28 protein-coding genes and 1 pseudogene are annotated in these 22,781 nt (G+C 69.5%); 17 read left to right on the plus strand and 12 right to left on the minus strand.

Translation table 11 applies throughout. From position 1 onward, the window contains the following. Positions 1 to 170: 170 nt before the first annotated feature. The 7 genes from hemL to ACWDTS_RS03460 all read left to right on the plus strand — a co-directional run bounded on the left by hemL (position 171) and on the right by ACWDTS_RS03460 (position 7,456). Positions 171 to 1,496, plus strand: coding sequence for a glutamate-1-semialdehyde 2,1-aminomutase (hemL, locus tag ACWDTS_RS03430; protein ID WP_197250574.1), 1,326 nt, complete (start codon positions 171 to 173; stop codon positions 1,494 to 1,496). A 57-nt stretch (positions 1,497 to 1,553) separates the two neighbouring features. Further along, positions 1,554 to 2,204, plus strand: a complete 651-nt coding sequence (locus ACWDTS_RS03435; protein ID WP_450117594.1) for a histidine phosphatase family protein — start codon at positions 1,554 to 1,556, stop codon at positions 2,202 to 2,204. Further along, the gene (locus ACWDTS_RS03440; RefSeq protein ID WP_197250572.1) at positions 2,201 to 2,806 is read left to right on the plus strand and encodes a TlpA disulfide reductase family protein; all 606 of its coding nucleotides are present in this window, start codon (positions 2,201 to 2,203) and stop codon (positions 2,804 to 2,806) included. Before ACWDTS_RS03435 ends, ACWDTS_RS03440 begins: the two co-directional genes overlap by 4 nt. Before the next feature lie 95 nt (positions 2,807 to 2,901). Then, positions 2,902 to 3,681: a cytochrome c biogenesis CcdA family protein gene (locus ACWDTS_RS03445; RefSeq protein WP_248674874.1), complete on the plus strand. Its 780-nt coding sequence runs from the start codon at positions 2,902 to 2,904 to the stop codon at positions 3,679 to 3,681. Positions 3,682 to 3,781: 100 nt separating this feature from the next. Beyond that, the gene (gene resB, locus ACWDTS_RS03450) at positions 3,782 to 5,440 is read left to right on the plus strand and encodes a cytochrome c biogenesis protein ResB (protein ID WP_450117595.1); all 1,659 of its coding nucleotides are present in this window, start codon (positions 3,782 to 3,784) and stop codon (positions 5,438 to 5,440) included. After that, a complete protein-coding gene (gene ccsB / locus ACWDTS_RS03455; protein ID WP_450117596.1) occupies positions 5,437 to 6,432 on the plus strand; it encodes a c-type cytochrome biogenesis protein CcsB in 996 nt (331 codons plus the stop codon). Before resB ends, ccsB begins: the two co-directional genes overlap by 4 nt. Before the next feature lie 55 nt (positions 6,433 to 6,487). Beyond that, entirely contained in the window at positions 6,488 to 7,456 is a 969-nt protein-coding gene (locus ACWDTS_RS03460; protein ID WP_450117597.1) for a MinD/ParA family ATP-binding protein, read from the plus strand. Here ACWDTS_RS03460 and ACWDTS_RS03465 read toward each other — a convergent pair. Both ACWDTS_RS03465 and ACWDTS_RS03470 read right to left on the minus strand, forming a co-directional pair. Further along, positions 7,438 to 7,638 (minus strand): hypothetical protein, encoded by a 201-nt coding sequence (locus tag ACWDTS_RS03465; protein ID WP_197250568.1) that lies wholly within the window; start codon positions 7,636 to 7,638, stop codon positions 7,438 to 7,440. The two genes, ACWDTS_RS03460 and ACWDTS_RS03465, sit on opposite strands and share 19 nt — an antisense overlap. Before the next feature lie 191 nt (positions 7,639 to 7,829). Next, complete coding sequence (locus ACWDTS_RS03470; RefSeq protein WP_006935908.1) at positions 7,830 to 8,039, minus strand: BldC family transcriptional regulator; 210 nt, start codon at positions 8,037 to 8,039, stop codon at positions 7,830 to 7,832. 204 nt (positions 8,040 to 8,243) lie between these two features. On the opposite strand from ACWDTS_RS03470, the gene ACWDTS_RS03475 reads away from it, so the two are divergent. The 4 genes from ACWDTS_RS03475 to ACWDTS_RS03490 all read left to right on the plus strand — a co-directional run bounded on the left by ACWDTS_RS03475 (position 8,244) and on the right by ACWDTS_RS03490 (position 11,068). Then, positions 8,244 to 8,579 (plus strand): DUF4229 domain-containing protein, encoded by a 336-nt coding sequence (locus ACWDTS_RS03475; protein WP_197250567.1) that lies wholly within the window; start codon positions 8,244 to 8,246, stop codon positions 8,577 to 8,579. Continuing rightward, positions 8,576 to 9,679 carry a PLP-dependent cysteine synthase family protein gene (locus tag ACWDTS_RS03480; protein ID WP_450117598.1) on the plus strand — a complete coding sequence of 368 codons (1,104 nt, stop codon included), beginning with the start codon at positions 8,576 to 8,578 and terminating at the stop codon, positions 9,677 to 9,679. Before ACWDTS_RS03475 ends, ACWDTS_RS03480 begins: the two co-directional genes overlap by 4 nt. Positions 9,680 to 9,770: 91 nt before the next feature. Beyond that, entirely contained in the window at positions 9,771 to 10,508 is a 738-nt protein-coding gene (locus tag ACWDTS_RS03485; protein WP_450110351.1) for a lysophospholipid acyltransferase family protein, read from the plus strand. 59 nt (positions 10,509 to 10,567) lie between these two features. Further along, positions 10,568 to 11,068: an NUDIX domain-containing protein gene (locus tag ACWDTS_RS03490; protein WP_450117599.1), complete on the plus strand. Its 501-nt coding sequence runs from the start codon at positions 10,568 to 10,570 to the stop codon at positions 11,066 to 11,068. A 91-nt stretch (positions 11,069 to 11,159) separates the two neighbouring features. Here the strand turns inward: ACWDTS_RS03490 and ACWDTS_RS03495 are convergent, their stop codons facing one another. Beyond that, positions 11,160 to 12,632, minus strand: coding sequence for an MFS transporter (locus ACWDTS_RS03495; protein WP_197250563.1), 1,473 nt, complete (start codon positions 12,630 to 12,632; stop codon positions 11,160 to 11,162). A gap of 87 nt (positions 12,633 to 12,719) precedes the next feature. Here ACWDTS_RS03495 and ACWDTS_RS03500 point away from each other — a divergent pair, with 87 nt between their 5' ends. The 4 genes from ACWDTS_RS03500 (at position 12,720) to ACWDTS_RS03515 (ending at position 14,534) form a co-directional block, all read left to right on the plus strand. Continuing rightward, entirely contained in the window at positions 12,720 to 13,220 is a 501-nt protein-coding gene (locus ACWDTS_RS03500; RefSeq protein WP_248674857.1) for a MarR family transcriptional regulator, read from the plus strand. Positions 13,221 to 13,315: 95 nt separating this feature from the next. Continuing rightward, positions 13,316 to 13,531, plus strand: coding sequence for an HTH domain-containing protein (locus ACWDTS_RS03505; protein ID WP_197250562.1), 216 nt, complete (start codon positions 13,316 to 13,318; stop codon positions 13,529 to 13,531). A 5-nt stretch (positions 13,532 to 13,536) separates the two neighbouring features. After that, on the plus strand, positions 13,537 to 14,091 hold the full coding sequence (locus tag ACWDTS_RS03510) for a Clp protease N-terminal domain-containing protein (RefSeq protein ID WP_450110348.1): 555 nt from the start codon (positions 13,537 to 13,539) through the stop codon (positions 14,089 to 14,091). Positions 14,092 to 14,144: 53 nt separating this feature from the next. Then, positions 14,145 to 14,534 (plus strand): phage holin family protein, encoded by a 390-nt coding sequence (locus ACWDTS_RS03515; protein WP_197250560.1) that lies wholly within the window; start codon positions 14,145 to 14,147, stop codon positions 14,532 to 14,534. A 42-nt stretch (positions 14,535 to 14,576) separates the two neighbouring features. Here ACWDTS_RS03515 and ACWDTS_RS03520 read toward each other — a convergent pair whose 3' ends face one another. The 9 genes and pseudogenes from ACWDTS_RS03520 to ACWDTS_RS03560 form a co-directional block, all read right to left on the minus strand. Next, the gene (locus tag ACWDTS_RS03520) at positions 14,577 to 15,446 is read right to left on the minus strand and encodes a 1,4-dihydroxy-2-naphthoate polyprenyltransferase (protein WP_450110347.1); all 870 of its coding nucleotides are present in this window, start codon (positions 15,444 to 15,446) and stop codon (positions 14,577 to 14,579) included. Positions 15,447 to 15,474: 28 nt separating this feature from the next. Further along, entirely contained in the window at positions 15,475 to 16,623 is a 1,149-nt protein-coding gene (gene menE / locus ACWDTS_RS03525) for an o-succinylbenzoate--CoA ligase (protein WP_450117600.1), read from the minus strand. Further along, positions 16,620 to 16,919: a DUF3349 domain-containing protein gene (locus ACWDTS_RS03530; protein ID WP_197250558.1), complete on the minus strand. Its 300-nt coding sequence runs from the start codon at positions 16,917 to 16,919 to the stop codon at positions 16,620 to 16,622. Before ACWDTS_RS03530 ends, menE begins: the two co-directional genes overlap by 4 nt. Before the next feature lie 209 nt (positions 16,920 to 17,128). After that, positions 17,129 to 17,464, minus strand: a pseudogene (locus ACWDTS_RS03535) (DUF3349 domain-containing protein); the annotation flags it as partial. Between the two features lie 23 nt (positions 17,465 to 17,487). After that, positions 17,488 to 17,751 carry a hypothetical protein gene (locus ACWDTS_RS03540; RefSeq protein WP_197250557.1) on the minus strand — a complete coding sequence of 88 codons (264 nt, stop codon included), beginning with the start codon at positions 17,749 to 17,751 and terminating at the stop codon, positions 17,488 to 17,490. Beyond that, positions 17,748 to 18,956, minus strand: a complete 1,209-nt coding sequence (locus ACWDTS_RS03545; protein ID WP_450110345.1) for an anion permease — start codon at positions 18,954 to 18,956, stop codon at positions 17,748 to 17,750. Before ACWDTS_RS03545 ends, ACWDTS_RS03540 begins: the two co-directional genes overlap by 4 nt. A 211-nt stretch (positions 18,957 to 19,167) precedes the next feature. Next, positions 19,168 to 19,548, minus strand: coding sequence for a VOC family protein (locus ACWDTS_RS03550; protein ID WP_450110344.1), 381 nt, complete (start codon positions 19,546 to 19,548; stop codon positions 19,168 to 19,170). Positions 19,549 to 19,565: 17 nt separating this feature from the next. Continuing rightward, on the minus strand, positions 19,566 to 20,012 hold the full coding sequence (locus tag ACWDTS_RS03555) for a hypothetical protein (RefSeq protein ID WP_197250555.1): 447 nt from the start codon (positions 20,010 to 20,012) through the stop codon (positions 19,566 to 19,568). 104 nt (positions 20,013 to 20,116) lie between these two features. Beyond that, entirely contained in the window at positions 20,117 to 21,010 is an 894-nt protein-coding gene (locus ACWDTS_RS03560; protein WP_450110343.1) for a 1,4-dihydroxy-2-naphthoyl-CoA synthase, read from the minus strand. Positions 21,011 to 21,074: 64 nt separating this feature from the next. Here ACWDTS_RS03560 and ACWDTS_RS03565 point away from each other — a divergent pair, with 64 nt between their 5' ends. Together ACWDTS_RS03565 and ACWDTS_RS03570 are read left to right on the plus strand one after the other, a co-directional pair. Further along, positions 21,075 to 21,713 carry a hotdog domain-containing protein gene (locus ACWDTS_RS03565; RefSeq protein ID WP_450110342.1) on the plus strand — a complete coding sequence of 213 codons (639 nt, stop codon included), beginning with the start codon at positions 21,075 to 21,077 and terminating at the stop codon, positions 21,711 to 21,713. Positions 21,714 to 21,790: 77 nt separating this feature from the next. Beyond that, on the plus strand, positions 21,791 to 22,708 hold the full coding sequence (locus tag ACWDTS_RS03570) for an o-succinylbenzoate synthase (protein ID WP_450117608.1): 918 nt from the start codon (positions 21,791 to 21,793) through the stop codon (positions 22,706 to 22,708). Positions 22,709 to 22,781 lie beyond the last annotated feature (73 nt).

Consider the following 22,781-nt stretch of genomic DNA (forward strand, 5'->3'; position numbering starts at 1 on the left):
TAGGGCGGTGCCCCTGCTGGTGCTGCGGTTCCGCGTGCGGCACGCCGTGAACCGGGTGCCGTGAATCGGCGTTCCCGCCGGACAACCGGTGTTCCCGCCGGACCGAGACGGAGGTCACGCACGCCCGGGTGCCTTTTGGCAAATCCGCCGAAACTGGGACACTGGAGGTCGTGACTGCGACCCCCGATGCCTCCCGCACCCACGACACTGCTTCCGCCGCCCTGTTCGACCGGGCGTCGAAGGTGACGCCCGGAGGCGTCAACTCGCCGGTTCGAGCGTTCGGTTCGGTCGGCGGAACCCCCCGGTTCATCGCCTCGGCCTCGGGCAGCACCCTCACCGACGTCGACGGCAATTCCTATGTGGACCTGGTGTGTTCGTGGGGGCCGATGATTCTCGGCCACGCGCATCCCGCGGTCGTGGAGGCGGTCCGCACCGCCGCGACGTCCGGTCTGTCGTTCGGTGCGCCGACCGCCGGTGAGGTCGAACTCGCCGAGGAAATCGTGGCGCGCATCGCGCCCGTCGAACAGGTCCGGCTCGTCAATTCCGGGACCGAAGCGACGATGAGTGCGGTGCGTCTGGCGCGCGGATTCACCGGCCGCAGCAAGATCGTCAAATTTTCCGGGTGTTATCACGGTCACGTCGACGCGCTGCTCGCCGACGCCGGCTCCGGTCTCGCGACCTTCGGCCTGCCCACCTCCCCGGGCGTGACGGGCGCGCAGGCCGAGGACACCCTCGTGCTGCCGTACAACGACCTCGAGGCCGTCCGTGCCACGTTCGCCGCCAACCCGGGGCAGATCGCCGCCGTCATCACCGAGGCGGCCGCCGGCAACATGGGTACCGTCCCGCCGCTGCCCGGGTTCAACGAGGGACTGCGGGAGATCACCCGCGAGCACGGCGCGCTGCTGATCATGGACGAGGTGATGACCGGGTTCCGCGCGAGCGCCACCGGCTGGCACGGCATCGACGGGGTGGCCGGCGACCTGATGACCTTCGGCAAGGTGATGAGCGGTGGCCTGCCCGCCGCCGCATTCGGTGGCCGCGCCGACGTCATGGCCCGTCTCGCCCCCGCCGGCCCGGTCTACCAGGCCGGCACCCTCTCCGGTAACCCGGTCGCGGTCGCCGCGGGTCTCGCGAGCCTGCGCGCCGCCGACGCCGACGTGTACGCGGCCCTCGACCGCAACGCCGCGACCCTGGGCCGGCTGCTCGACGAGGCCCTCACCGCCGAAGGCGTGCCGCACCGCGTGCAGAACGCCGGCACCCTCCTCAGCGTCTTCTTCACGGACGCGCCGGTGACGAACTACGACGAGGCGAAGGCCGCGCAGACCTGGCGCTTCCCGGCGTTCTTCCACGCCCTGCTCGAGCACGGCGTGTATGCCCCGCCGAGCGCTTTCGAGACCTGGTTCGTCTCGTCCGCCCTCGACGACGACGCCTTCTCGCGGATCGCCGACGCCCTGCCGCACGCCGCGAAGGCCGCCGCGGCGGCGACCGCCCCCTGACCCGACCCGACCCGCCTCCATCCCGATCCGCTGACGCCCGACGCGAGGAATACCCACGTGACCGAAACCGTCCCGTCCGAGAAGCGCACCATCGTGCACGTGCTGCGGCACGGCGAGGTGCACAACCCCACCGGCATCCTCTACGGCCGGCTGCAGGGCTACCGGTTGTCCGTCACCGGTGAGTCGCAGGCACGGTCGGTGGCGGCGGTGCTCGCCGACCACGACATCGCGCACGTCGTCGCGTCCCCGCTGGAGCGCGCGCAGCAGACCGCCGCGCCGATCGCCGAGAAGCACGGACTGCCGGTCCTCACGGACGAGAACCTCATCGAGGCGGGCAACCAGTTCGAGGGCCTGAAGGTCGCGGTGGGCGACGGCGCGCTGAGCCGTCCCCGGCACTGGTGGAAGCTGCGCGACCCGTTCACCCCCTCGTGGGGCGAGCCCTACCTGCAGATCGCGCATCGCATGCTCGCCGCCGTCAACGCCGCGCGCGTCGCCGCGGTCGGCCGCGAGGCGGTGTGCGTGAGCCACCAGCTTCCGGTGTGGACGCTGCGCCGATTCCTCGAAGGGGAGCGGCTGTGGCACGACCCGCGGAACCGGCAGTGCAGTCTCGCGTCTCTGACGTCTCTGGTGTACGACGGGGACACCCTCGTCGACATCGTGTACTCGGAGCCGGCCGGGGCCTCCGACCCGAATGTGCACGGCGCATGAGAAGGATCTTCGTGGTCGTCGCGGCGCTGCTGTGCAGCGTCGCGGCTCTGACGTCGTGCGCGACCGGTGACGACGCCGTCGCCACCGGCGGCACGTTCGATTTCGTTTCCCCGGGCGGTCAGACCCGCATCTTCTACGATCCGCCGGCCGAACGAGGCACCCTCGGTGACCTGTCCGGTGAGGACCTGATGAACGAGGGGCAGACGCTCTCGCTCGCCGACTACGAGGGCCAGGTCGTCGTGCTGAACGTGTGGGGTCAGTGGTGTGCTCCCTGCCGCAGCGAGGTCGGGGACCTCGAGCAGGTGTACGAGTCGACCAAGGACCTGGGCGTGCAGTTCCTCGGCATCAACGTCCGCGACAACCAGCGTGACAAGGCGCAGGACTTCGTCGTCGACAACAAGGTGGCCTATCCGTCGATCTACGACCCGGCGATGCGGTCGCTGCTCGCGCTGGGCCGCAACTATCCGACCTCGGTGGTGCCGACGACCGTGGTGCTCGACCGCGACCATCGCGTCGCCGCGGTGTTCCTCACCGAACTGCTCGCCGAGGACCTGCAGCCGGTGGTCGAGCGGATCGCCGCCGAACCGGCCGGACAGCAGTGATGACGAGTACGGCAGTGACGACGAGTACCGCAGCGTTCACCGCGACCGGCGCCGACACGGTGCTGGCGTCCGGGGTGGGTGACACCTTCCAGTCGATGGCCGCGAGCGGGCCGCTACTGCTCGCCGCCGGTGCGTGCCTGCTCGCCGGGCTCGTCTCGTTCGCGTCGCCGTGCGTGGTGCCGCTCGTTCCCGGCTACCTGTCGTACCTGGCCGGGGTCGTCGGTGCGGAAGCACCGGCGGTCACCGAGGCGCAGGCCCAGGCCCGCACGACGACGCTGCGCAGCGACGGCCGGTTGCGGGTCGCCGGCGCCGCGGCGCTGTTCGTCGCCGGGTTCACCGTGGTGTTCGTCCTGGCCACCGCGTCCGTCTTCGGCGCGATCTCGTTGCTCTCGGTCAACCGTGACGTCCTGATGCGGGTCGGCGGGGTCGTCACCATCGTCATGGGCCTGGTGTTCGTGGGCCTGATCCCGGCGTTGCAGCGCGACACCCGGCCCGAACCGCGCCGACTGTCGAGCCTGGCGGGTGCGCCGCTGCTCGGCGGCGTCTTCGCGCTCGGCTGGACCCCCTGCCTCGGGCCGACGCTGGCCGGGGTGATCTCGCTGGCGGCCGGCACCGAAGGCACGACGGCGGCGCGGGGTGTCGCCCTGATCGTCTTCTACTGCCTCGGGCTGGGTCTGCCCTTCGTGGTGCTGGCCCTGGGGTCGGCGCGCGCGTTGCGGGGGGTCGGCTGGCTGCGATCGCACGCCCGCACCGTGCAGATCTTCGGCGGCATCATGCTCGTCGCGGTGGGGGTCGCCCTGGTCACCGGCGCGTGGGACATGTTCGTGTCCTGGGTGCGGGACGCCTTCATCTCCGAGGTGACGCTGCCGATCTGACGGCAGAGGTCGCCACCAGTTCCGAACGTTTCGAGAGGCAGTACATGCAGCCCGGTCAGATGGTCCGCACGGGAGGTCGCAGCATCGTGGGAGGTCACCGGTGACCGCGACCGACACCCCGACCACCGCGCCGCAGCCGGTGCCGCCTCGGCAGGGTCCGGCCGGGCGCGCCGTCGCGTTCGTGCGCAACACCTGGCGCGGGCTGACGTCGATGCGCACGGCGCTGGTGCTGCTGTTCCTGCTCGCGCTCGCCGCCATCCCGGGTGCCCTGCTGCCGCAGCGCAGCCTCAACGCCGGCAAGGTCGACGAGTACATCGCCGCGCGGCCCACCCTCGGACCGTTCATGGACAAGCTCGAGCTGTTCGACGTGTTCGGCAGTTTCTGGTTCACCGCGATCTACGTGCTGCTGTTCGTCTCGCTCGTCGGGTGCATCCTGCCGCGGTGCGTCGAGCACTTCCGGGCGTTGCGCACCCGCCCGGTGCCGGCGCCGCGGAACCTGGGCCGGCTGCCGCACCACGCCGAGACGACCGTCGGCGGGAGTCCCGAGGAGATTCTCGCCCGGGTCCGTGGGCAGCTGAAGGGCTGGCGCATCGCCGAACGTGCCGGGGGACCGCGCGCGAAGGACGGCGAGCTGACCCTGTCCGCCGAGAAGGGCTATCTGCGCGAGTTCGGCAACCTGGTCTTCCACATCTCCCTGGTCGGTCTGCTCTTCACCGTCGCCATGGGCAAGCTCTTCGGATACGAGGGGCAGCGCATCCTCATCGCGCACGGGGAGGAGTTCTGCACGACCTCCCCGGCGTCGTTCGATTCGTTCCGTGCCGGTGTCACCCTGGACGGCACCGGGCTGAACCCGATGTGCATCCGGGTGAACGATTTCGAGGCGGACTACCTCGACAACGGCCAGGCCGAGATGTTCACCTCGAACATCGACTACCAGTACGGCGACGACATCACCTCGAACACGTGGCGGCAGGCCGAGCTGAAGGTGAACCATCCGCTGCGCGTCGGCAGCGACCGCGTGTACCTGCAGGGGCACGGATTCGCGCCGACGTTCACGGTGACCTGGCCGAACGGCGAGACCCGCACCGAGACGCTGCAGTTCGCCCCCGACGATCCGAGGACGTTCCTGAGCAGCGGCGCGATGCGGTTCGACCCGCCGGGCGGCATGTTCCCCGACGCCGACGAACGCCGCAGGAACCAGATCGCGATCGAGGGCCTGTTCGCGCCGACGGCCGCACTGCACGGATCGCTGCTGTCGTCGGCGTTCCCGAAGATGCTGGATCCGGCCGTCGCGATCGACATCTACAAGGGCGACGCCGGCCTCGACACCGGCAGCCCGCAGTCGCTGTTCTCGCTCAACGGCGAGCTGATCAACCAGGGTCGCCTGGTCAAGCAGGATCGGGTGAACCTGAAGCCGGGGGAGAGCGCCACGCTCGCGGACGGCACCCAGGTCCGCTTCGACGGCGCCACCGACTTCGTGAACCTGCAGGTCTCGCACGACCCGGCGCAGCAGTGGGTGCTCGTGTCGGCGCTGGCGATGATGGCGGGACTGCTCGTGTCGCTGCTGGTCAAGCGGCGGCGCGTCTGGGTCCGGGTGTATCCGGCCGGTACAGTGACAGACGGCGAACGACAAACCGTAGTAGAGCTCGGTGGTCTGGCCCGCACGGATCAGGCCGGCTGGGGTGACGAGTTCGACCGTCTGGTTGCGCGCCTGCTCGGTCACGACGCTGCCGGTTCGGCAGAGGAGAAGAACAGATGATTGCTCACGAGACGCTCGCGCGGTACAGCGACTGGGCTTTCGAATCGGCCTTCGCCGTGCTGGTGCTGGCGCTGGTGCTGCTCGTCGCCGAGTACGCGACCCACCGGGCCGACCGGGTCGCCGAGCGCGAACTCGTCACCGCCGGCGCCCCCTCCGGTGGAACACAGGTCCCGGGCCGCGTCGACGGTCCGCCGACCCCGGGCCGCGTCGACGGTCCGCAGAGCCGGACGATGTCGGAGCGGCTCGGCAACATGGGTCGCGCCCTCGTGGTCGTCGTCGCCGCGCTGATGGTCGCCTCGATCGTGCTGCGCGGATTCGCCACCGAGCGTTTCCCGCTCGGCAACATGTACGAGTTCGTGGCGATGGCCTGCACCGCCGCGGTCCTGTTCGGCCTGGTGGCGCTCCGCAAGCCCGCCTACCGCATCATGTGGGTCTACCTGCTGGTGCCGGTGCTGATCCTGATGTTCCTCGCCGCGACCGTCCTCTATGCGGACGCCGCGCCCGTCGTGCCGGCTCTGCGTTCGTTCTGGTTGCCGATCCACGTGACGATCATCAGCGTCGGCAGCGGCATCTTCCTCGTCTCCGGTGTCGCCAGCCTGCTGTTCCTGCTGCGCATCCGTTTCCAGAAGGACGCCGAGGGGAGCGGTGTGTTCGGCCGCGTCGCCCAGCGCCTGCCGGACGCGCAGACCCTCGACCGCCTGGCCTACCGCACGACGATCATCGCCTTCCCGCTGTTCGGTGCCGGCATCATCCTCGGTGCGATCTGGGCCGAGGCCGCGTGGGGCCGGTTCTGGGGCTGGGATCCGAAGGAAACCGTCTCGTTCATCACCTGGGTCGTCTACGCGGCCTACCTCCACGCCCGCGCGACGTCCGGGTGGCGCAACACCCGCGCGGCCTGGATCAACGTGGCCGGGTTCGTCGCCATGCTGTTCAACCTGTTCATCATCAACATGGTGGTGTCCGGTCTGCACTCGTACGCCGGCCTGACCTGATCCTGCTATCGTCTCCGCGATCGTTGGTGGGGGCGAGAACAAGGGGGAACGGGCGATGCCGGACGGGACGAAGCGGGGGCCGTCGGCGCAGGATCTCGATGCGTCGCTGCTGGTGCGGCGGGTGACGCCACCCCCGGCGCGGGGCTGGCGGCGGGCGCTCTACCGGGGTACGGGCGGTCGCATCAACGTCGGGGAGAACGGCCGCGACCGCAGCCGGGTCGAGCTGGCCGACCAGGTCCGGCAGCCCCTGCACGGCTGCTACCGCATCGCACTGCTCAGCCTCAAGGGCGGGGTCGGCAAGACCACGACGACGGTCACGCTCGGGTCGACGTTCGCGGCGCTGCGCGGGGACCGGGTGATCGCGGTCGACGCGAACCCGGACCGGGGCACGCTCAGCCAGAAGGTGCCGTCGGAAACCCCGGCGACCGTGCGCACCCTGCTGCGCGACGAATCACGCGTGCGCACCTACGGCGACGTCCGCGCCTACACCTCCCAGAACCGGCACCGGCTCGAGGTGCTCGCCTCCGACAGCGACCCGGCGGTATCGGAGGCGTTCAGCGCGCAGGACTACGAGCAGGTCCTGTCGACGCTCGAGCGGTTCTACAGCATCGTGCTCACCGACTGCGGAACCGGGCTGATGCATTCGGCGATGCGCGCGATCCTCGAGAACGCCGACGCGCTGATCGTCGTGAGTTCCGGTTCGGTCGACGGCGCGCGCAGTGCCTCCGCGACGCTGGACTGGCTCGACGCGCACGGCTATCGGCAGCTGGTGGCGGAGTCGGTGGCGGTGGTCAACGCAGTGCGGCCGCGGTCGGGCAAGGTCGATATCGATCGGCTCGTCGGGCACTTCGCGCAGCGCTGCCGCGCGGTCCACGTGCTGCCCTTCGACCCGCATCTCGAAGAGGGCGCCGAGATCGATCTCGATCGCCTGCACGCAACCACCCGCCGCGCGCTGCTGGGGCTCGCGGCGGATGTGGCCGCGGATTTTCCGCGGCGGTCGGGGAATCAGTCGCCGGGGTCCTGATCGGGGGCGGCCGGCCCTTCGGTGCGACGCCGGTGTACCTCGCGATCGACCTTCCACAGGAATTCGGGATCGTCGTCCGGACCGAGAGCGCGTCCGGATTGCGTGTGCATTGCCGGACCGAACGCCTTCCACAGCAGAACCGCGAGTGTTACCGCACCGATGAATGCCAGCAGATAGAGCACGATGCACCTCCTTGCCGTGGACGCGCCCCTGTCGGTCCGGACCGGGCCGTGGGCGACTCTTCCACCAGTCTATGCGCCCCGACCAGCGGGGACACCGTCAGGCGTCCCCGACGCCCCCGGCGACCCGAGGTGCCGGGTTCGTCCGAAAGGTCGGAATGCGACTCTCGGTGTGGTGTCGAGAAGAGGTGCTGTCAGCGGGTCGCCTCGGTGGTGAGCGAGCGGAGCAACGCCAGGACCTCCGATTCCCGGAAGCGGCGATGTCCGCCCGGGGTGCGCAGGGAGCCCAACCGGCCGGCGTGGGCCCACCGGGTCACGGTCTTGGGATCCACGTGGAAGAGGGCGGCGACCTGACCGGGCGTCAGCAGAGATTCCTTGGCGCCGTTGAAAGCGGGTGCACTCATTGCTGTAGTCCTCCGGGTGTTTCGTCGTGATCGGGTGATTCGATCGGTTGTTCCCAGCCATGTTGACACCGAAACCCCTGGTTGCTCGAACGGTCTACGGTTGGTAAAGCGGAAGTAATAGACAAAACGGACGTTTTGTCTGCCGTCCCGGAGGGGGACGCGGCACGAAAATTCGGGGCCGCCGCGGACGGCTACCCTGGATGCGTGAACGACGCAGCCGCCAACCGCCCCGACCAGGACCGACCGACCGCCACCGGCAAGGGAGCACTCGCCCGCGACGTGGTCGTGTACTCGCTCGCCCGGATGCTGCTGGTTCTCGTGCTCGCAGTCCTGATCCTCTACGTTCCGCGCTCCTTCGGGGTGGAAATCCCGCTCCTCATCGCGGCCCTGTTCGCGGTCCTCATCGCGATGCCGCTGTCGCTCGTGCTGTTCGCGCCGCTGCGGCGGCGGGTGAACGCGGGCATCGCCGACGTCGACGCCCGCCGTCGCGCCGAACGAGCCGACCTCGAGGCCCGCCTGCGCGGCCGGGACGGCAAGTGACCCAACCCGGAGAGCCGGTCGTCGTCGACAACAGCGCGCCGCGGGACTGGGTCGACAACGCGATCCGGCTCATCGAGGCCGACGCGCAGCGCAGCGCGGACACGCATCTGCTCCGGTACCCCCTGCCCGCGGACTGGAACATCCAGCTCTACCTCAAGGACGAGTCCACCCACATCACCGGCAGCCTCAAACACCGGCTCGCGCGGTCGCTGTTCCTCTACGGGCTGTGCAACGGCTGGATCCGGGAGGACACCCCGATCGTCGAGGCGTCCTCCGGATCGACCGCGGTCAGCGAGGCGTACTTCGCGAAGCTGCTGGGACTGGACTTCGTCGCGGTGGTCCCACGCAGCACCAGCGCCGCGAAGGTCGCGCTGATCGAGGCGCAGGGCGGGCGCTGCCACTACATCGACCGGCCCCCGGAGATCTACTCCGAGGCCCAGCGCCTCGCCACCGAGCTCGGCGGCCACTACATGGACCAGTTCACCCACGCCGAGCGCGCCACCGACTGGCGCGGCAACAACAACATCGCCCAGTCGATCTTCGCGCAGCTGCAGCTCGAGGAACATCCGGTGCCGGAGTGGATCGTCGTCGGTGCGGGTACCGGCGGCACCAGCGCCACGATCGGCCGCTACCTGCGGTACCAGCGTCATCGCAGCCGGCTCGCGGTCGTGGACCCGGAGAACTCCGCCTTCTTCGGCGGCTATGCCACCGGATCGGCCGATTACACGACGGGGATGCCGTCCCGCATCGAGGGCATCGGACGGCCGCGCGTCGAACCGTCGTTCGTCGGCCAGGTCGTCGACCGGATGATCCGCGTCCCCGACGCCGCGTCCATCGCCGCAGCACGGCACGCGAGCGGGGTCCTCGGCCGGCGCGTCGGCGGGTCGACCGGCACCAACCTGTGGGGTGCGTTCGGGCTCGTCGCCGAGATGCTCGCCGAGGGTCGCCGCGGCAGCGTCGTGACCCTGCTGTGCGACGGTGGGGAACGCTACGCGCAGACCTACTACTCCGACGAGTGGGTCGCGGCCGAAGGTCTGGACCTGACCGGCCCGGCCGACACCCTGGAGCTGTTCGCGAAGACCGGGGGCTGGGCTCCCTGACGCTGTGCGGCTCCGCCGCTCGTGTGCCTTAATGGCGGCTGGGACCGCCACATAGGCACACCGGCCGAAGGCACCCGCGTACCGTGGACGCATGGATCGCCCCGAGGTGACCCTGGCGAACGCCGACGCCGTCTACGACTTCTACCGCGACCACCGGCAGCCCCGCCTGCTCGCCCTGGCCGCCTACGCGATGCTCGCGGCCCGCTACCGGCCCCGCGTCAACTATCGAGGTGGGGCCCGCGATGCGCTGCGCGCGGTGATCGCGGACGGCACGCCTCTGGTGATCGTCGCGAATCACCTCACCTACAGCGACCAGTACACCCTTGCCGCCACCGCATGGCGGTCCCCGCTGCGCACGCTGATCGGCCGCACCCGGGTCCTGGCGAAGGACGAACTGTTCCGCGAGCCGCGACAGCGTCGCGAGGTCGACATGATGGGCGGTATCCCGGTGTTCCGTGCGAAGAACTACGGGGTGCGAGCCGCCGCCGAGGCGGGCCGCCGCATGATGGACGTCGCTGCGCTGCGCCTGAGCAGGGGTGATTCGCTGGCGATCTTCCCGGAGGGAACGTGCAACACCGTCGACCCGGCCCGGGTGCAGGCAATGGGCACCGGCATCGGCCACATCGTGCGCCGCGCCGACGGGCTCGGCGCGAAACCGGCGCTGGTGACCGTCGGCATCTGCTACGGACCGGACAACGATCCCCGGAAACCCGCGAGCGTCTTCATCACCCAGCCGGTACTCGGGCTCACCGGCACTCCGCGGGAGATCACCCACCGGGTCGCGGAGGAACTGCAGCGGGCGGTCGACGGCGCGGTCGCACGGTATTGACGCCGCCGTACGGTATCCACATCGCACGGTATCCACACGGAGTCGGGGAGGGACGGCCGATGGCGGTGACGAGCGCGGGTCTGCTGCTGTACCGTATCGATCCGTCGGACCTGCTCACCGTGTGGCTCGTTCATCCCGGCGGTCCGTTCTGGAAGGGGAAGGACGAGGCGGCGTGGTCGATCCCGAAGGGGGAGTACACCGCGGACGAGGATCCCCTCGTCGTGGCACTGCGCGAATTCGAGGAGGAGTGCGGATTCCCGGCCCCGGAGGTGTCGACCTCGCTCCTGGGGAGGTTCCGGCAGCCCTCCGGCAAGGTCGTCACCGTGTACGTGGGTGAGGCCGACGAGGACGCCGAGGGCTTCGCGTTCGTCCGCAGCAACACGTTCGAACTCGAATGGCCGCCGCGGTCGGGACGGCTCCAGGAGTTCCCCGAGGTCGACGACGCCCGCTGGGTCACGCTGCCCGTGGCGGAATCCGCGCTGGTGAAGGGGCAGCGGCCGATCTTGGGGGCGCTCCGGGAGTATCTCGACGAAGCCGGACGGGTGTACCGGACCGGCTGATACGCGACGGGCGCCCCGCTGCCCCAGTTCGAGGGGTGAGGGAGGCGCCCGTCGTGTGCCGTGGTGGGTGCATGAAGCCGACCCGTCCGGGTCAGGCGTGGGCCGGAACGGCCTCCTGATCCGGGGTGCTCGGCTCGGCCGGGGCCTGCTTGGTGCGGGCCGGGACGAGCAGTGCGACCAGGGCGCCGGCCAGGGCTGCACCCGCACCGACGAACAGGCAGAGGTGGAACGCGGACTCGGTCGGGATCGAGTGGCCCCCCAGGTCCATGGTCTTGCTGGTGAGCACGGCTGCCATGACGGCGCCGGCCACGGTGGTGCCGACCGAGCGCATCAGCGAGTTGACACCCACGCTCGAACCGGCCTCCTCCATCGGGACGTTGTCCAGGATGAGGGTCGGGAAGGCGGCGTAGCCGATGCCGACGCCGGCGGAGGAGATGACGACGCTGACCATCAGCTTCCACGGCGCGTCCATCATGACGGCGCCGAAGACATAGCCGCAGGCCACGATCGTGGCGCCGATGGCCAGGGTGAGGCGGGCGCCGATGGCGGACATCAGCCTCGCGGAGATCGGGGCGAAGATCATCATCATCAGGCCACCGGGGAACATCCACAGGCCGGCCTGGAGGATCGTCTGTCCGAGGCCGTAGCCGGTGCGCTCGTCCATCTGCAGGAGCTGCGGCACGACGATCGAGGACGCCATCATGCCGAAGCCGATCAGGATGGCGGCGATATTGGTGAAGAGGACCGGACGGTGGCCCATGGTGCGCAGGTCGACCAGCGGGTCGTGGTGACGCAGCTCGAAGACACCGAAGAGGACCAGGACGATCGCGCCGCCGATGATGCAGCCCCAGGTGGTGCTGCTGCCCCAGCCCCAGGTCGAGCCCTTCGAGACGCCGACGAGCAGTGAGACGAGGCCGACTGCCAGGAGCAGGACGCCGACGTAGTCGAGGCGGGCCGGGTGGGTGTCCTGGGTGGCCGGGACGACCAGTGCGGTGGCCACGAGGACGATGATCGCCAGGGCGCTGGAGACGTAGAACAGCGCGTGCCAGTCGAAGGTCTGGGCGATCCAGGCCGACAGCGGCAGACCGATGGCGCCGCCCACACCGAGGGTGGCGGAGACGGTGGCGACCGCGGTGCCCTGCTTCTCCTTCGGGGCCAGCTCACGGACGGCCGAGATGGCCACCGGGATGTAACCCATCGCGATACCCTGCAGCGCGCGACCGACGAGGAACGGCACGAGGCCGGAACCCAGTGCGCAGAGCAGCGAGGCGACGACGAGCACGGCAGCAGAGCCGACCATGACGCGTTTCTTGCCGTACATGTCGGCGAGGCGGCCGGTGACCGGCATCGAGACGCCGGCGGCCAGCAAAGTGGCGGTGATCGCCCACGACGCGTTGGCGACCGTGGTGTTCAGCAGTTCGGGCAGTTCGGACTGGATCGGGATGACCAGCGACTGCATGAGTGCTCCGGCCAGGGAACCGAAGCACAGGGTGATGATGACGGCGGTGGCGCGGCTCGACGAGATGAGCGGTGCCGGCGCGCTCTTCGCGGCGGTGGTGTCCATGAGTTCCTGACGTAACGAGATATGTAAGTTACATATTTAGATGTGTAGAATACACATGTCCGCGGGTGAAGAAGTACTCGAATAGGGGTGGTTCCTATCACAGGCCTGGTCGATTCGGTGCGCGCGATGCCCGAGTGGGCACTCGTCGTGGCGACCTCACGTTTCGAACGAGGACAGCGCGCCGCGCAGTCGTTGAATCAGCTCAACGCTGCCGACAACCGCCTGCTGTGGTTGCTCACCACGCAGGGGCCACAGACGATGCGCCAGGTGGCCGAGGCTCTCGGGCTGGAACAGTCCACGGTGAACCGTCAGGTCCACGCCGCCCTGGCCCGCGGCCTGGTCGAGCGCCTGGACCAGGCCGGCGGCGGGGCCAAGACCCTGAAAGCCACCGCCGAGGGCCGGGGCATGTTCGAAACCGAACTCGCACGCAAGATGACGATCTTCGCGGCCGCGCTGGACGCGCTCCCAGCGGACGCGCGCGACGACTTCGTCCGGAACCTCGAAGTCTTCACCGAGGCCTACGCCGAGGCGGCCGAGCGGCAGGTGCAGTGCGAGGGTGACCGTTCCGGCGACGCGGTCTCCGGGTGATCGGGCGGCGTTCGCCCGAGTTTCGCGTGGGCGGAATCGGCAACGAATCGTCAACATTCGTTGACACGGTGGGGTTGTCAACCTAGATTGACAACATGAGCGAAGCAACGGCGCTCGCCGCATCCGCCGCCAGCCCCGATCCCGCCGAAGGGCTACGGGCAGTACGTGCGCTGCGGCGACTGCTCGAACGACTCGAAGAGATCCAGGTCGAGAACGCCCGCACCCAGGGCTGGTCCTGGCAGGCCATCGCCGACGAACTCGAGGTGAGCCGGCAGGCCGTCCACCAGAAGTACAACCGGAAGCGCAGGTGACCGCGATGTTCGAACGATTCACCGACAGCGCCCGTGCCGCTGTCGTCGACGCCCAGGCCCAGGCCCGAGCGCTCGACGCGACCGAAATCCGCCCGGAGCACCTCCTGCTCGGAGTGCTCGCGACCGCCGACCGATCGCTGCGCGCGCAACTGGCCGGTGTCGGACTCACCGGCGACGCCGTCTTCGCCGACCTCGAAGCCGCAGACGGCGTGCTCGGACCGGACGACGCCGACGCCCTCGAAAGCATCGGCATCGACCTCGACGCCATCCGCGAACGACTCGAGAGCACCTTCGGAGAAGGGATCCTCGACCGCCGATCGCCCGCTGCAGGACGCCCGGGCCGGTGGGGCCACATGCCATTCGCCCGCGGCGCCAAGAAGTCGCTGGAACTGGCCCTGCGCGAAGCCATTGCCCGGCGAGAGCGATCCATCACCGCCGAACACCTGCTCCTCGGGATCCTGCGCTCCGACGACCCCACCGCGCTCGGGCTGATCGAAAAGCACATCACGAGCGGGGACCTGCGGCAACTCCTTGCCGCGCGTCTCGACCGCGCTGCCTGATCGCCCCGCTGGTCCCACCCGCCACAGCGGCCGACGTGTGTAACAGTGGCGGTATGACATCACTGATCCTGCGATTGGTCATCAACGCCATCGGGCTGTGGCTCGCCGCCACGCTCATCGACGGCGTCCGGATCGGCGCGATGGAAGGCGAGGACGGGCTCACCGGCCGCACCGTTCTGGCTCTGCTGGTGCTCGCCGTGATCTTCACGATCGTCAACGCCCTCGTGAAGCCGTTCGTCAAGCTGCTGTCGCTGCCACTGCTGATTCTGACCCTCGGACTGTTCACCCTGGTCATCAACGCGTTGATGCTGTGGCTGACCTCGTGGATCAGCTCGTTCACCGACTACGGCCTGACCCTGAGCGGATTCTGGGCGGCCGTGTGGGGCGCCCTGATCATCTCCATCGTCAATCTCGTGCTCGGCGCGTTCGTGCCCGGCGACTGACCGCCACCGCGCCGCGCCCCCGCCGGAGGCCGAGCCGAATGCTCAGCCGAACGCGAGGGCCGGCGCGGTCGCCACCGCCCACACCAGCATGGCGAGCCCCGAATCCTGCAACGCCGGGATCAGGCTCTTGCCCAGACCTCCGGCGCGGACAGGGGCGTGGGCGCGCACGGCGAACGGCACGGCGAGCAGACCCGCCAGGGCCCACGGTGTCACCGCGACCAGCGCGAGGGACGCGACGAACGGCACCCCGACCAGAATCAGGTGCAGCGTGCGGGTGCGCGGATCGCCGAGCCGCACCGCCAGCGTGCGCTTGCCGCTGACCGTGTCGGTCGGGATGTCCCGGAGGTTGTTCGTCACCAGCACGGCCGTCGACAACGACCCGACCGCGACCGCGCACGCCAGACCCGCCCAGGTCACCCGGCCGGCCTGCACGAACTGCGTGCCGAGCACCGCGACGAGACCGAAGAACACGAACACCGCGATCTCACCGAAGCCGGCATAGCCGTACGGGTTGCGGCCACCGGTGTAGTACCAGGCGCCGACGATGCACACCGCGCCGACGAGGATCAGCCACCACGCGCTCGTCGCCGCCAGCACGAGGCCCGCGACCGCGCCGATCCCGAAGCACACGAACGCTGCGCGCTTGACGCTCGCCGGTGAGGCCAGACCCGAACCCACCAGGCGCAGCGGACCGACCCGATCGTCGTCGGTGCCGCGGATACCGTCCGAATAGTCGTTCGCGAAGTTCACCCCGATGACGAGGGGCAACGCGACGCACAACGCCAGCAGCGCCTTCCACCACACCGCGCCGTCGATGGCGGCGGCGGCGCCGGTACCGGCGACGACCGGAGCGATCGCATTGGGGAGGGTGCGCGGGCGGGCGCCTTCGAGCCATTGACCTGCGGTTGCCATGGATCGATCTTCGCACCCTGCCCGGTGGTCAGGAGAATCGGGCGACGAGCGCGCGGCGATCGACCTTGCCCGGTCCCCGCAGCGGCAAGGCGTCGACGACGTGCAGTTCGCGCGGAGCGGCGGTGCGGTCGAGTGTCGCGGCGACGTGGTCGCGCAACTCGTCGAGAGCGGGGGAGCAGCCGGGTGCCGCGACCACGACGGCAGCCACGCGCTGCCCGAGGCGGGCGTCGGGCAGGCCGATCACCGCGACCTCCCGCACCGAGGGATGCTCGATCAGGACCGCTTCGACGACCTGCGGCACGACGGTGAGCCCGCCCGTCGACAGGGCTTCGTCGAGCCGGCCCAGGATGCGGAGCACCCCGTCGTCGAGGATCCCGGCGTCGGCGGTCCGGAACCAGCCGGGAGTGGCGAACCCGGGATGGTCGGGCAGGCCGCGGTACCCGGACGCCAGCGTTGCGCCGCCGAGCCAGACCCGCGATTCGGTGTCGACCCGAACGTCCACCCCGGTCAGCGGCACCCCGTCGTACACGCAGCCGCCGCACGTCTCGCTCATCCCGTAGGTGCGCACGACCGTGATGCCGGCCTCGCGGGCGCGGCGCAGCACCGGCGCCGGGGTCGCGGCACCGCCGAGCAGGATCGCGTCGAGTCGGGCCGCGGCGCGCGTGGCCTCCGGATGCTCGAGGGTCTTGATCAGCTGGGTCGGCACCATCGACGAATACCGCCGCGGCCCGTCCATCGCGGCGACCGCCGCGGGAAGCGCTGCCGGATCGAATCCGTTCGCGACGTCCACTACGACCGGATCGGTGCCCGACAGCAGACTGCGCAACAGCACCTGCATCCCTGCGATGTGGTGAGCGGGCAGCGCGAGGAGCCACGATCCGGTTCCACCGATCCGCTCGTGCGTGGCGTCCCCGCTGGCACGTAGGGCCGCCGCCGTCAGCTGGGCGCCCTTCGGGGTTCCGGTGGTGCCGGACGTCGCCATCACCAGCCCGATGCCGTCGTCGATCGGCTCGCCGGGGCGGAGCGCGTCGGTCAGGCGGCGGGTCTCGCGCTCGTCCGCGGCGGGCACGGGCAGCAGAGCGGGACCCTCACCGTCGAGCATGCGGCGCAGCGTGGGAAGTATCGCGACGACGTCCCGCCCCGGCGGGACGCGCAGGACTTCGAGAACGTCACTCACAGGTCGCGGCCGGTGAGGGGCCAGCCCCCGGCCTCCAGGTGCTTCCGGACCCGGTCCACGTCCTGGTCGAGCGGCATCTCGTTGGTCACCTTCGTGATGAGCACCGCGATGTCGGTCTTGGTTATCGGCAGGTCGCCGGCCTCGATCAGCGCATCGGCGACCTGGTCGACCTCGTCCTCGGACAGGCGGCGGGTGAGCAGCGCCAGCAGCGGAACGTAGTCCTGCTCCGGCACCCCTTCGGGGTAGCCGGCGCGGAGCCATTCGATGATCGAGGAGAGGAACGGAGGCAAGATCACGGCGCCCCTCTAGCCGGTCCGCGGGCGGCAGTCCTCGCGGACGAGTCGTCCTGGGCCGTGTCGTCCTGGGCCGTGTCCTCGGAGATCCCGTTCCTGGAGATCCCGTTCCTGGCGACCCCGTCGTCGGAGAACCGGTCGTCGTTGGGGACGGATTCACCGGCGGCAGCGGTGTCGGCCGAGGCGGTGTCCTCGGTGGACGCGGTGTCTTCGGTGGACGCGGTGTCTTCGGTGGACGCGGCGTCCTCGGCGGCCAACACCGGCCATCCGCCTTCGGCGAGACGTGCGGTGACCCGCTCGACGTCCTCCTCCGTGGGCTCCTCGTGCAGGACCCCCGCGATGATCTTCTTGAGAGTGTCGTAGTCGACGTGACGATCGGGACGTTCGTGCGCGGTAGCGATGGACAGTTCGACGACCTGGGCGATCTCTTCGTCGGTCAGCCGTCTCCGAAGCACCGCGAGCAGCGCGAAGTGGTCCTTTGCCGGAATGCCTTCCGGGTAGCCGGCGCGCAGCCAGTCGAGGACCGAGCGAAGCGAATACTTGGACACTGGGCTTCTTTCGTGGTGTGCGATCAGAACAGGTTGATGCCGAAACTGCTGGACAGGAAGTCGGCAGTCAACAGCAGTATTCCCGCAATGATGGCAATCACAACCACAGCGAAGCAGACAATTGCACCGGCCTTGCCGATGAGGGTGGGACCGGCGTTCTCATCGGTACCGCCCGACGCCAGCGACCGCATTCCGAGGGCGAACAGTGCCGGAAGACCGGCACCGAAGATCAGTCCGACCAGCACGACCTGCCACAGGGAACTCAGAGTGTGGACCAAGAGATTCACAGGCGCCCCTTCGACCCGGCCGGACGCGCGTCGGGATCCGTCGACACGGTGTGTGCGCCGGAGGCGTTGCCTTTGTTTCCGCCCTCCCACTCGGCGGTGACGTTGGAGGCGTCGATCGGCTGCTTACGCGACCGCAGATACATGAACAGCGCCAGAGCGCAGAGGATCGCGAACACCACCAGGACGCCGGGGAGACCGCCGATCAGGTGTGCGATGCCCCAGCAGATCGCGCCGACCAGAGCGGCCGACGGCAGCGTGATCAACCAGGCCACGGCCATGCGCCCGGCGACACCCCAGCGGACGTCGGCCGATTTGGTGCCGAGGCCGGTGCCGAGGATCGAGCCGGTCGCGACGTGCGTGGTCGACAGCGGCAGACCGAAATGGCTGGACGTGAGGATGATGGCGGCCGACGAGGACTCCGCCGCCATGCCCTGCGGCGGGGAGATCTCGACGAGGCCCTTGCCGAGGGTGCGGATGATCCGCCAGCCGCCGAGGTAGGTGCCCAGCGCGATCGCGACCGCGCAGGCGAGCTTGACCCAGAACGGCATCTCGGCGTCGGCGGTGATGGTGCCGTGGGCGACCAGCGCGAGGAAGATGACGCCCATCGTCTTCTGGGCGTCGTTGGTGCCGTGAGCCAGTGACACGAGCGACGCGGTCCCCACCTGGCCGATGCGGAAGCCGTGCGAGCGGTGATTCTCGGGGATGTCGTGGGTGAGCCGGTGAACGGCCCAGGTGCCGACCGTCGCGACGAGTGCGGCGACCACCGGCGCGAGCAGTGCCGGGATGATCACCTTGCCCAGCACGCCGTCCCACACGACGCCGTTGATGCCGATGGCCGCGAGTGCCGAGCCGATCAGGCCGCCGAACAACGCGTGCGACGAGCTCGAGGGCAGGCCGAACAGCCAGGTGGCGAGGTTCCAGAGGATGCCGCCGACGAGACCCGCGAAGACGATGATGAGGAGTTCTTCGCCGCCGGTGCTGCCCAGATCGACGACGCCCTTCGCGACGGTCGCGGCGACCTCGACGGACAGGAAGGCGCCCACCAGATTGAGAGTCGCCGAGAGCGCAACTGCCACCTTCGGCTTCAGCGCACCCGTGGCGATGGATGTGGCCATTGCGTTGCCGGTGTCGTGGAATCCGTTGGTGAAGTCGAATGCGAGGGCAGTGACGACCACTACCAGGAGGACAACAAGCTCAGCGGTCACATCTGAAGATTGTGCGGTAGCGGTTAGGCAAAAGTACAGCGAAGCTCTGATGAACTGAAAGCGTTTCGAACCTGTTACACGAGGTCGCGGGAGGGTGCCGCTCGAAGCGTGTGGGAGGAGTCACTCGCGGAGCGATGTGATCTTGTTCTCATCGTTACTTTCCCGGGTGCCCCGGACCGGTCCTCGGCCCGGTTTCCCGGCACCGCTCGCGCTACCGGGTGTCGCGCCGGATCGGGTGGTCCGGGGGAATCTGCACGAGCACGACGGGGATGCCGTCGGGGTCCGCGATCCACAGTTCGTGCAACCCCCACGGTTCCTGCCTGGCCTCCCGCACGATCTCGACGCCGGCGAGAACGAGTTCCGCCTCGGCGTCGTACACGTCCCGCACCTGCAGCCAGAGGGCGCCGGCGAAGTGGGTCGGTTCGTCGGACGCGCCGTGCCCCGCAATCTCGATCAGCCCCTGCCCGGCGAAGAACACCGTGCCGCCCGGGTACTCACGGGCGATCGCGAGACCGAGCGTTTTCCCGTAGAACTCGAGCGCGGCGTCGTAGTCGCGCGGACGCAGGATCGTCCGGCTGCTCAGCACCTCCACGTTCCGGGTTCCTTCCTCTACTCGTGCGTGCCGGGGCACGATTCGTGACCTCGCCGGCCGTGGGTCCGTCGTTCCTCTTTCATCTCGGCCTCGAACAGGTGCCGGCGACCGTCGACCAGTTTGCTGCGCACGTCCGAGTCCAGAGCCCGGAACTCCGACCAGTAGCCGTCGTCGAACTCCTCGACGAGCTGGAAACTCCACCGTCCCTCGATGACGTTGCGGCCGACGAGTTCGGTGCGCACCTTCTCGGCGAGTTCGGTGTGCCCGGCGGCCTCGAGGAGATCGGCGGCGTCGCCGGCCTGCAGGTCACCGCGGCCCATGAGCTGATGGAAGGCATAGAGATGACCGCGGGCCTGTTCGATGGTTTCGAGCGCCTCGGACAGCTTGCCCACTGCCTCGATCGTCGCGTCGTCGACTCCGTCCGGCCGGGTGTGTTCGGGTGCCGGGCGCTCGCGGTCGGTCATGGACCACAGTGTGCCGGACCGGCCGGGATTCGCGACCGATTCGCCGAACGAAACGCCCGGCTTTCTCCGGTTGCTCGTCCGGAGGCGAGCAACCGGAGAGGAGGTCAGAAGTACCAGGGGAACGGCGACCAATCCGGGTCGCGCTTCTCGAGGAAGCTGTCGCGACCTTCGACGGCCTCGTCCGTCATGTACGCCAGGCGGGTGGCCTCACCCGCGAACAACTGCTGCCCGACGAGTCCGTCGTCCTGCAGGTTGAACGCGTACTTGAGCATGCGCTGCGCCTGCGGGGACTTGCCGTTGATCTTGGCCGCCCACTCGAGCGCGACGTTCTCGAGTTCGTCGTGGTCGACGACCCGGTTCACCGCACCCATCCGATGCATCTCCTCGGCGGTGTAGGTGTCGCCGAGGAAGAAGATCTCGCGGGCGAATTTCTGCCCGACCATCTTCGCGAGGTAGGCGCTGCCGTACCCGCCGTCGAAGCTGCCCACGTCGGCGTCGGTCTGCTTGAACCGGGCGTGCTCGCGGGAGGCGAGGGTCAGGTCGCACGTGACGTGCAGGCTGTGCCCGCCGCCGGCGGCCCAGCCGTTGACGAGCGCGATCACGACCTTGGGCATGAACCGGATCAGCCGCTGCACCTCGAGGATGTGCAGCCGACCGGCCCGCGCCTTGTCCACGGTGTCGGCGGTCTCGCCGCTCGCGTACTGGTAGCCGCTGCGGCCACGGATGCGCTGGTCGCCGCCCGAGCAGAATGCCCAGCCGCCGTCCTTCGGGCTCGGACCGTTGCCCGTGAGCAGCACCGCACCCACATCCGACGTCATGCGCGCGTGGTCGAGCGTCCGGTACAGCTCGTCGACGGTGTGCGGGCGGAACGCATTGCGCACCTCGGGCCGGTCGAACGCGACGCGGACGGTGCCCTGCGTGATGTGCCGGTGGTACGTGATGTCGGTGAGGTTCTCGAAGCCCGGGACCGGGCGCCACAACTCAGGATTGAAGGTCACGTCGTCACCTTAGAGGGTGGGGTTCGCCACGACCCGATCGTCGGCGGCCGATAACGTGCTCGATATGAGCGAACAAACGGACCGGTCGGTGGACACGGAACACGAACACCACGGCGGGTTCCCCGTGTACACGCCCGTCAAGGCCGGTCCGAACTACGGGCGGCTCGTCGAAGCACTGCGGCGCCTGCAGGATCTAGCGGTCTCGACCAACCCTCCGGACGACGTGGTCGAGCAGGCGATCGCGCAGGCCGAGGCCCTCGGTGATCTCCTCGAGCCGCATCAGGTTCCGGAAGGCAAGTCGCCGGCCGGGTTCAATCCGGAGCTGCCCGGCCGCGGAAGCCTGCTGCAGCCGCCGTGGCTCATCGAGAAGTTCGACGCCGAGGGCGTCCGCGAGCGCGGCACGTTCCGCCTGTTCCACCGCGGGGGGAACAATGCCGTGCACGGCGGCGTCATCCCGCTGCTGTTCGACGATCTGTTCGGCATGGTCGTGCACTCTTCCGGGCATCCGATCTCCCGCACCGGATATCTGCACGTCAACTACCGCAAGATCACCCCGATCGGATCCGAGCTGGTCGTCGAGGGCCGGGTGGACCGGGTGGAGGGCCGCAAGATCTTCTGCTCCGCGGAGCTGCGCACGCCCGACGGTACGCTGCTGTGCGACTGCGAAGCCCTCATGATCCAGTTGCTGCCCGGCCAGCCGTGACCGATCCGGTGCTGCCCCCACTCGACCTGCCCCCGGTCGACGAGGTCCTCGCCGGCGCGGTCGTCGTGTCGCTGCCCATGCGGGTGCGGTTTCGGGGGATCACCACCCGCGAGGTCGTGCTGATCGAGGGACCGGCCGGCTGGGGCGAGTTCGGCCCGTTCCCCGAATACGGTGACGACGAGGCCGCGCACTGGCTGCGGTCGGCGATCGAGTCCGCCTGGCTCGGCGATCCCGAACCGCGCCGCACGGCGGTGCCGGTCAATGCGACCGTTCCCGCGGTCGACCCGGACCGCGTGCCCGAGATCCTGGCCAGGTTCCCCGGGGCACGGACCGCGAAGGTGAAGGTCGCCGAGAAGGGGCAGGACCTCGCGCAGGACATTGCGCGGGTGCGGGCGGTCCGCGAGCTGATCGACAACGTGCGCGTCGACGCGAACGGCGGCTGGGAGGTCGACGAGGCCGTGACCGCGCTGACCGCCCTCACCGCGGACGCGCCTCTCGAGTACGCGGAGCAGCCGTGCGCCACCGTGCCCGAACTCGTCGAGCTGCGACGCCGGCTGCCGGACGTGCCGGTTGCGGCGGACGAGAGCATCCGGCGGGCAGAGGATCCGTTGCGGGTGGTCCGCGCGGGTGGTGCCGACGTCGCTGTGGTCAAGGTCGCACCTCTCGGTGGGGCCCGGCGGCTCCTGGCCCTCGCTGCCGAGCTGGCCGAGCACGGGGTGCCCGTCGTGGTGTCGAGCGCACTCGATTCCGCGGTCGGCATGGGCTCGGGGCTGGCCGCCGCGGCAGCGCTGCCGGACCTGCCGTACGCCTGTGGCCTGGGCACCGGTGGCTTCTTCACGGCCGATGTGGCGCCGGTGCGGACGATGTCCGACGGGGTGATCCCGGTCGGGGCGATCGCCCCCGACCCCGCGCTGCTGGCCGAGGTGGCGGCCTCCAGTGAGCGGGTTCGGTGGTGGACGGACCGGCTCCGACGCTGCCACACGCTTCTCGGGTAACTCGGGAGTATGTCGCCGTCGCCGGGTCGTATATCGTTCGGGCGTCCCAATCGTCACAAGTCCCATGTATGGA

It is taken from the genome of Rhodococcus sp. NPDC003383 (assembly GCF_053589115.1).

Excerpts from the sequence above, each read along its gene's own strand:
- ACWDTS_RS03460 (WP_450117597.1), top strand. The coding sequence starts at position 6,488 with ATGCCGGACGGGACGAAGCGGGGGCCGTCGGCGCAGGATCTCGATGCG.
- ACWDTS_RS03490 (WP_450117599.1), top strand. The coding sequence starts at position 10,568 with ATGGCGGTGACGAGCGCGGGTCTGCTGCTGTACCGTATCGATCCGTCG.
- ACWDTS_RS03570 (WP_450117608.1), top strand. The coding sequence starts at position 21,791 with ATGCGGGTGCGGTTTCGGGGGATCACCACCCGCGAGGTCGTGCTGATC.
- ACWDTS_RS03515 (WP_197250560.1), top strand. The coding sequence starts at position 14,145 with ATGACATCACTGATCCTGCGATTGGTCATCAACGCCATCGGGCTGTGG.
- ACWDTS_RS03510 (WP_450110348.1), top strand. The coding sequence starts at position 13,537 with ATGTTCGAACGATTCACCGACAGCGCCCGTGCCGCTGTCGTCGACGCC.
- ACWDTS_RS03520 (WP_450110347.1), bottom strand. The coding sequence starts at position 15,446 with ATGGCAACCGCAGGTCAATGGCTCGAAGGCGCCCGCCCGCGCACCCTC.
- ACWDTS_RS03485 (WP_450110351.1), top strand. The coding sequence starts at position 9,771 with ATGGATCGCCCCGAGGTGACCCTGGCGAACGCCGACGCCGTCTACGAC.
- ACWDTS_RS03445 (WP_248674874.1), top strand. The coding sequence starts at position 2,902 with ATGGCCGCGAGCGGGCCGCTACTGCTCGCCGCCGGTGCGTGCCTGCTC.
- ACWDTS_RS03440 (WP_197250572.1), top strand. The coding sequence starts at position 2,201 with ATGAGAAGGATCTTCGTGGTCGTCGCGGCGCTGCTGTGCAGCGTCGCG.
- ccsB (WP_450117596.1), top strand. The coding sequence starts at position 5,437 with ATGATTGCTCACGAGACGCTCGCGCGGTACAGCGACTGGGCTTTCGAA.
- ACWDTS_RS03470 (WP_006935908.1), bottom strand. The coding sequence starts at position 8,039 with ATGAGTGCACCCGCTTTCAACGGCGCCAAGGAATCTCTGCTGACGCCC.
- ACWDTS_RS03505 (WP_197250562.1), top strand. The coding sequence starts at position 13,316 with ATGAGCGAAGCAACGGCGCTCGCCGCATCCGCCGCCAGCCCCGATCCC.
- ACWDTS_RS03555 (WP_197250555.1), bottom strand. The coding sequence starts at position 20,012 with ATGACCGACCGCGAGCGCCCGGCACCCGAACACACCCGGCCGGACGGA.
- ACWDTS_RS03495 (WP_197250563.1), bottom strand. The coding sequence starts at position 12,632 with ATGGACACCACCGCCGCGAAGAGCGCGCCGGCACCGCTCATCTCGTCG.
- ACWDTS_RS03565 (WP_450110342.1), top strand. The coding sequence starts at position 21,075 with ATGAGCGAACAAACGGACCGGTCGGTGGACACGGAACACGAACACCAC.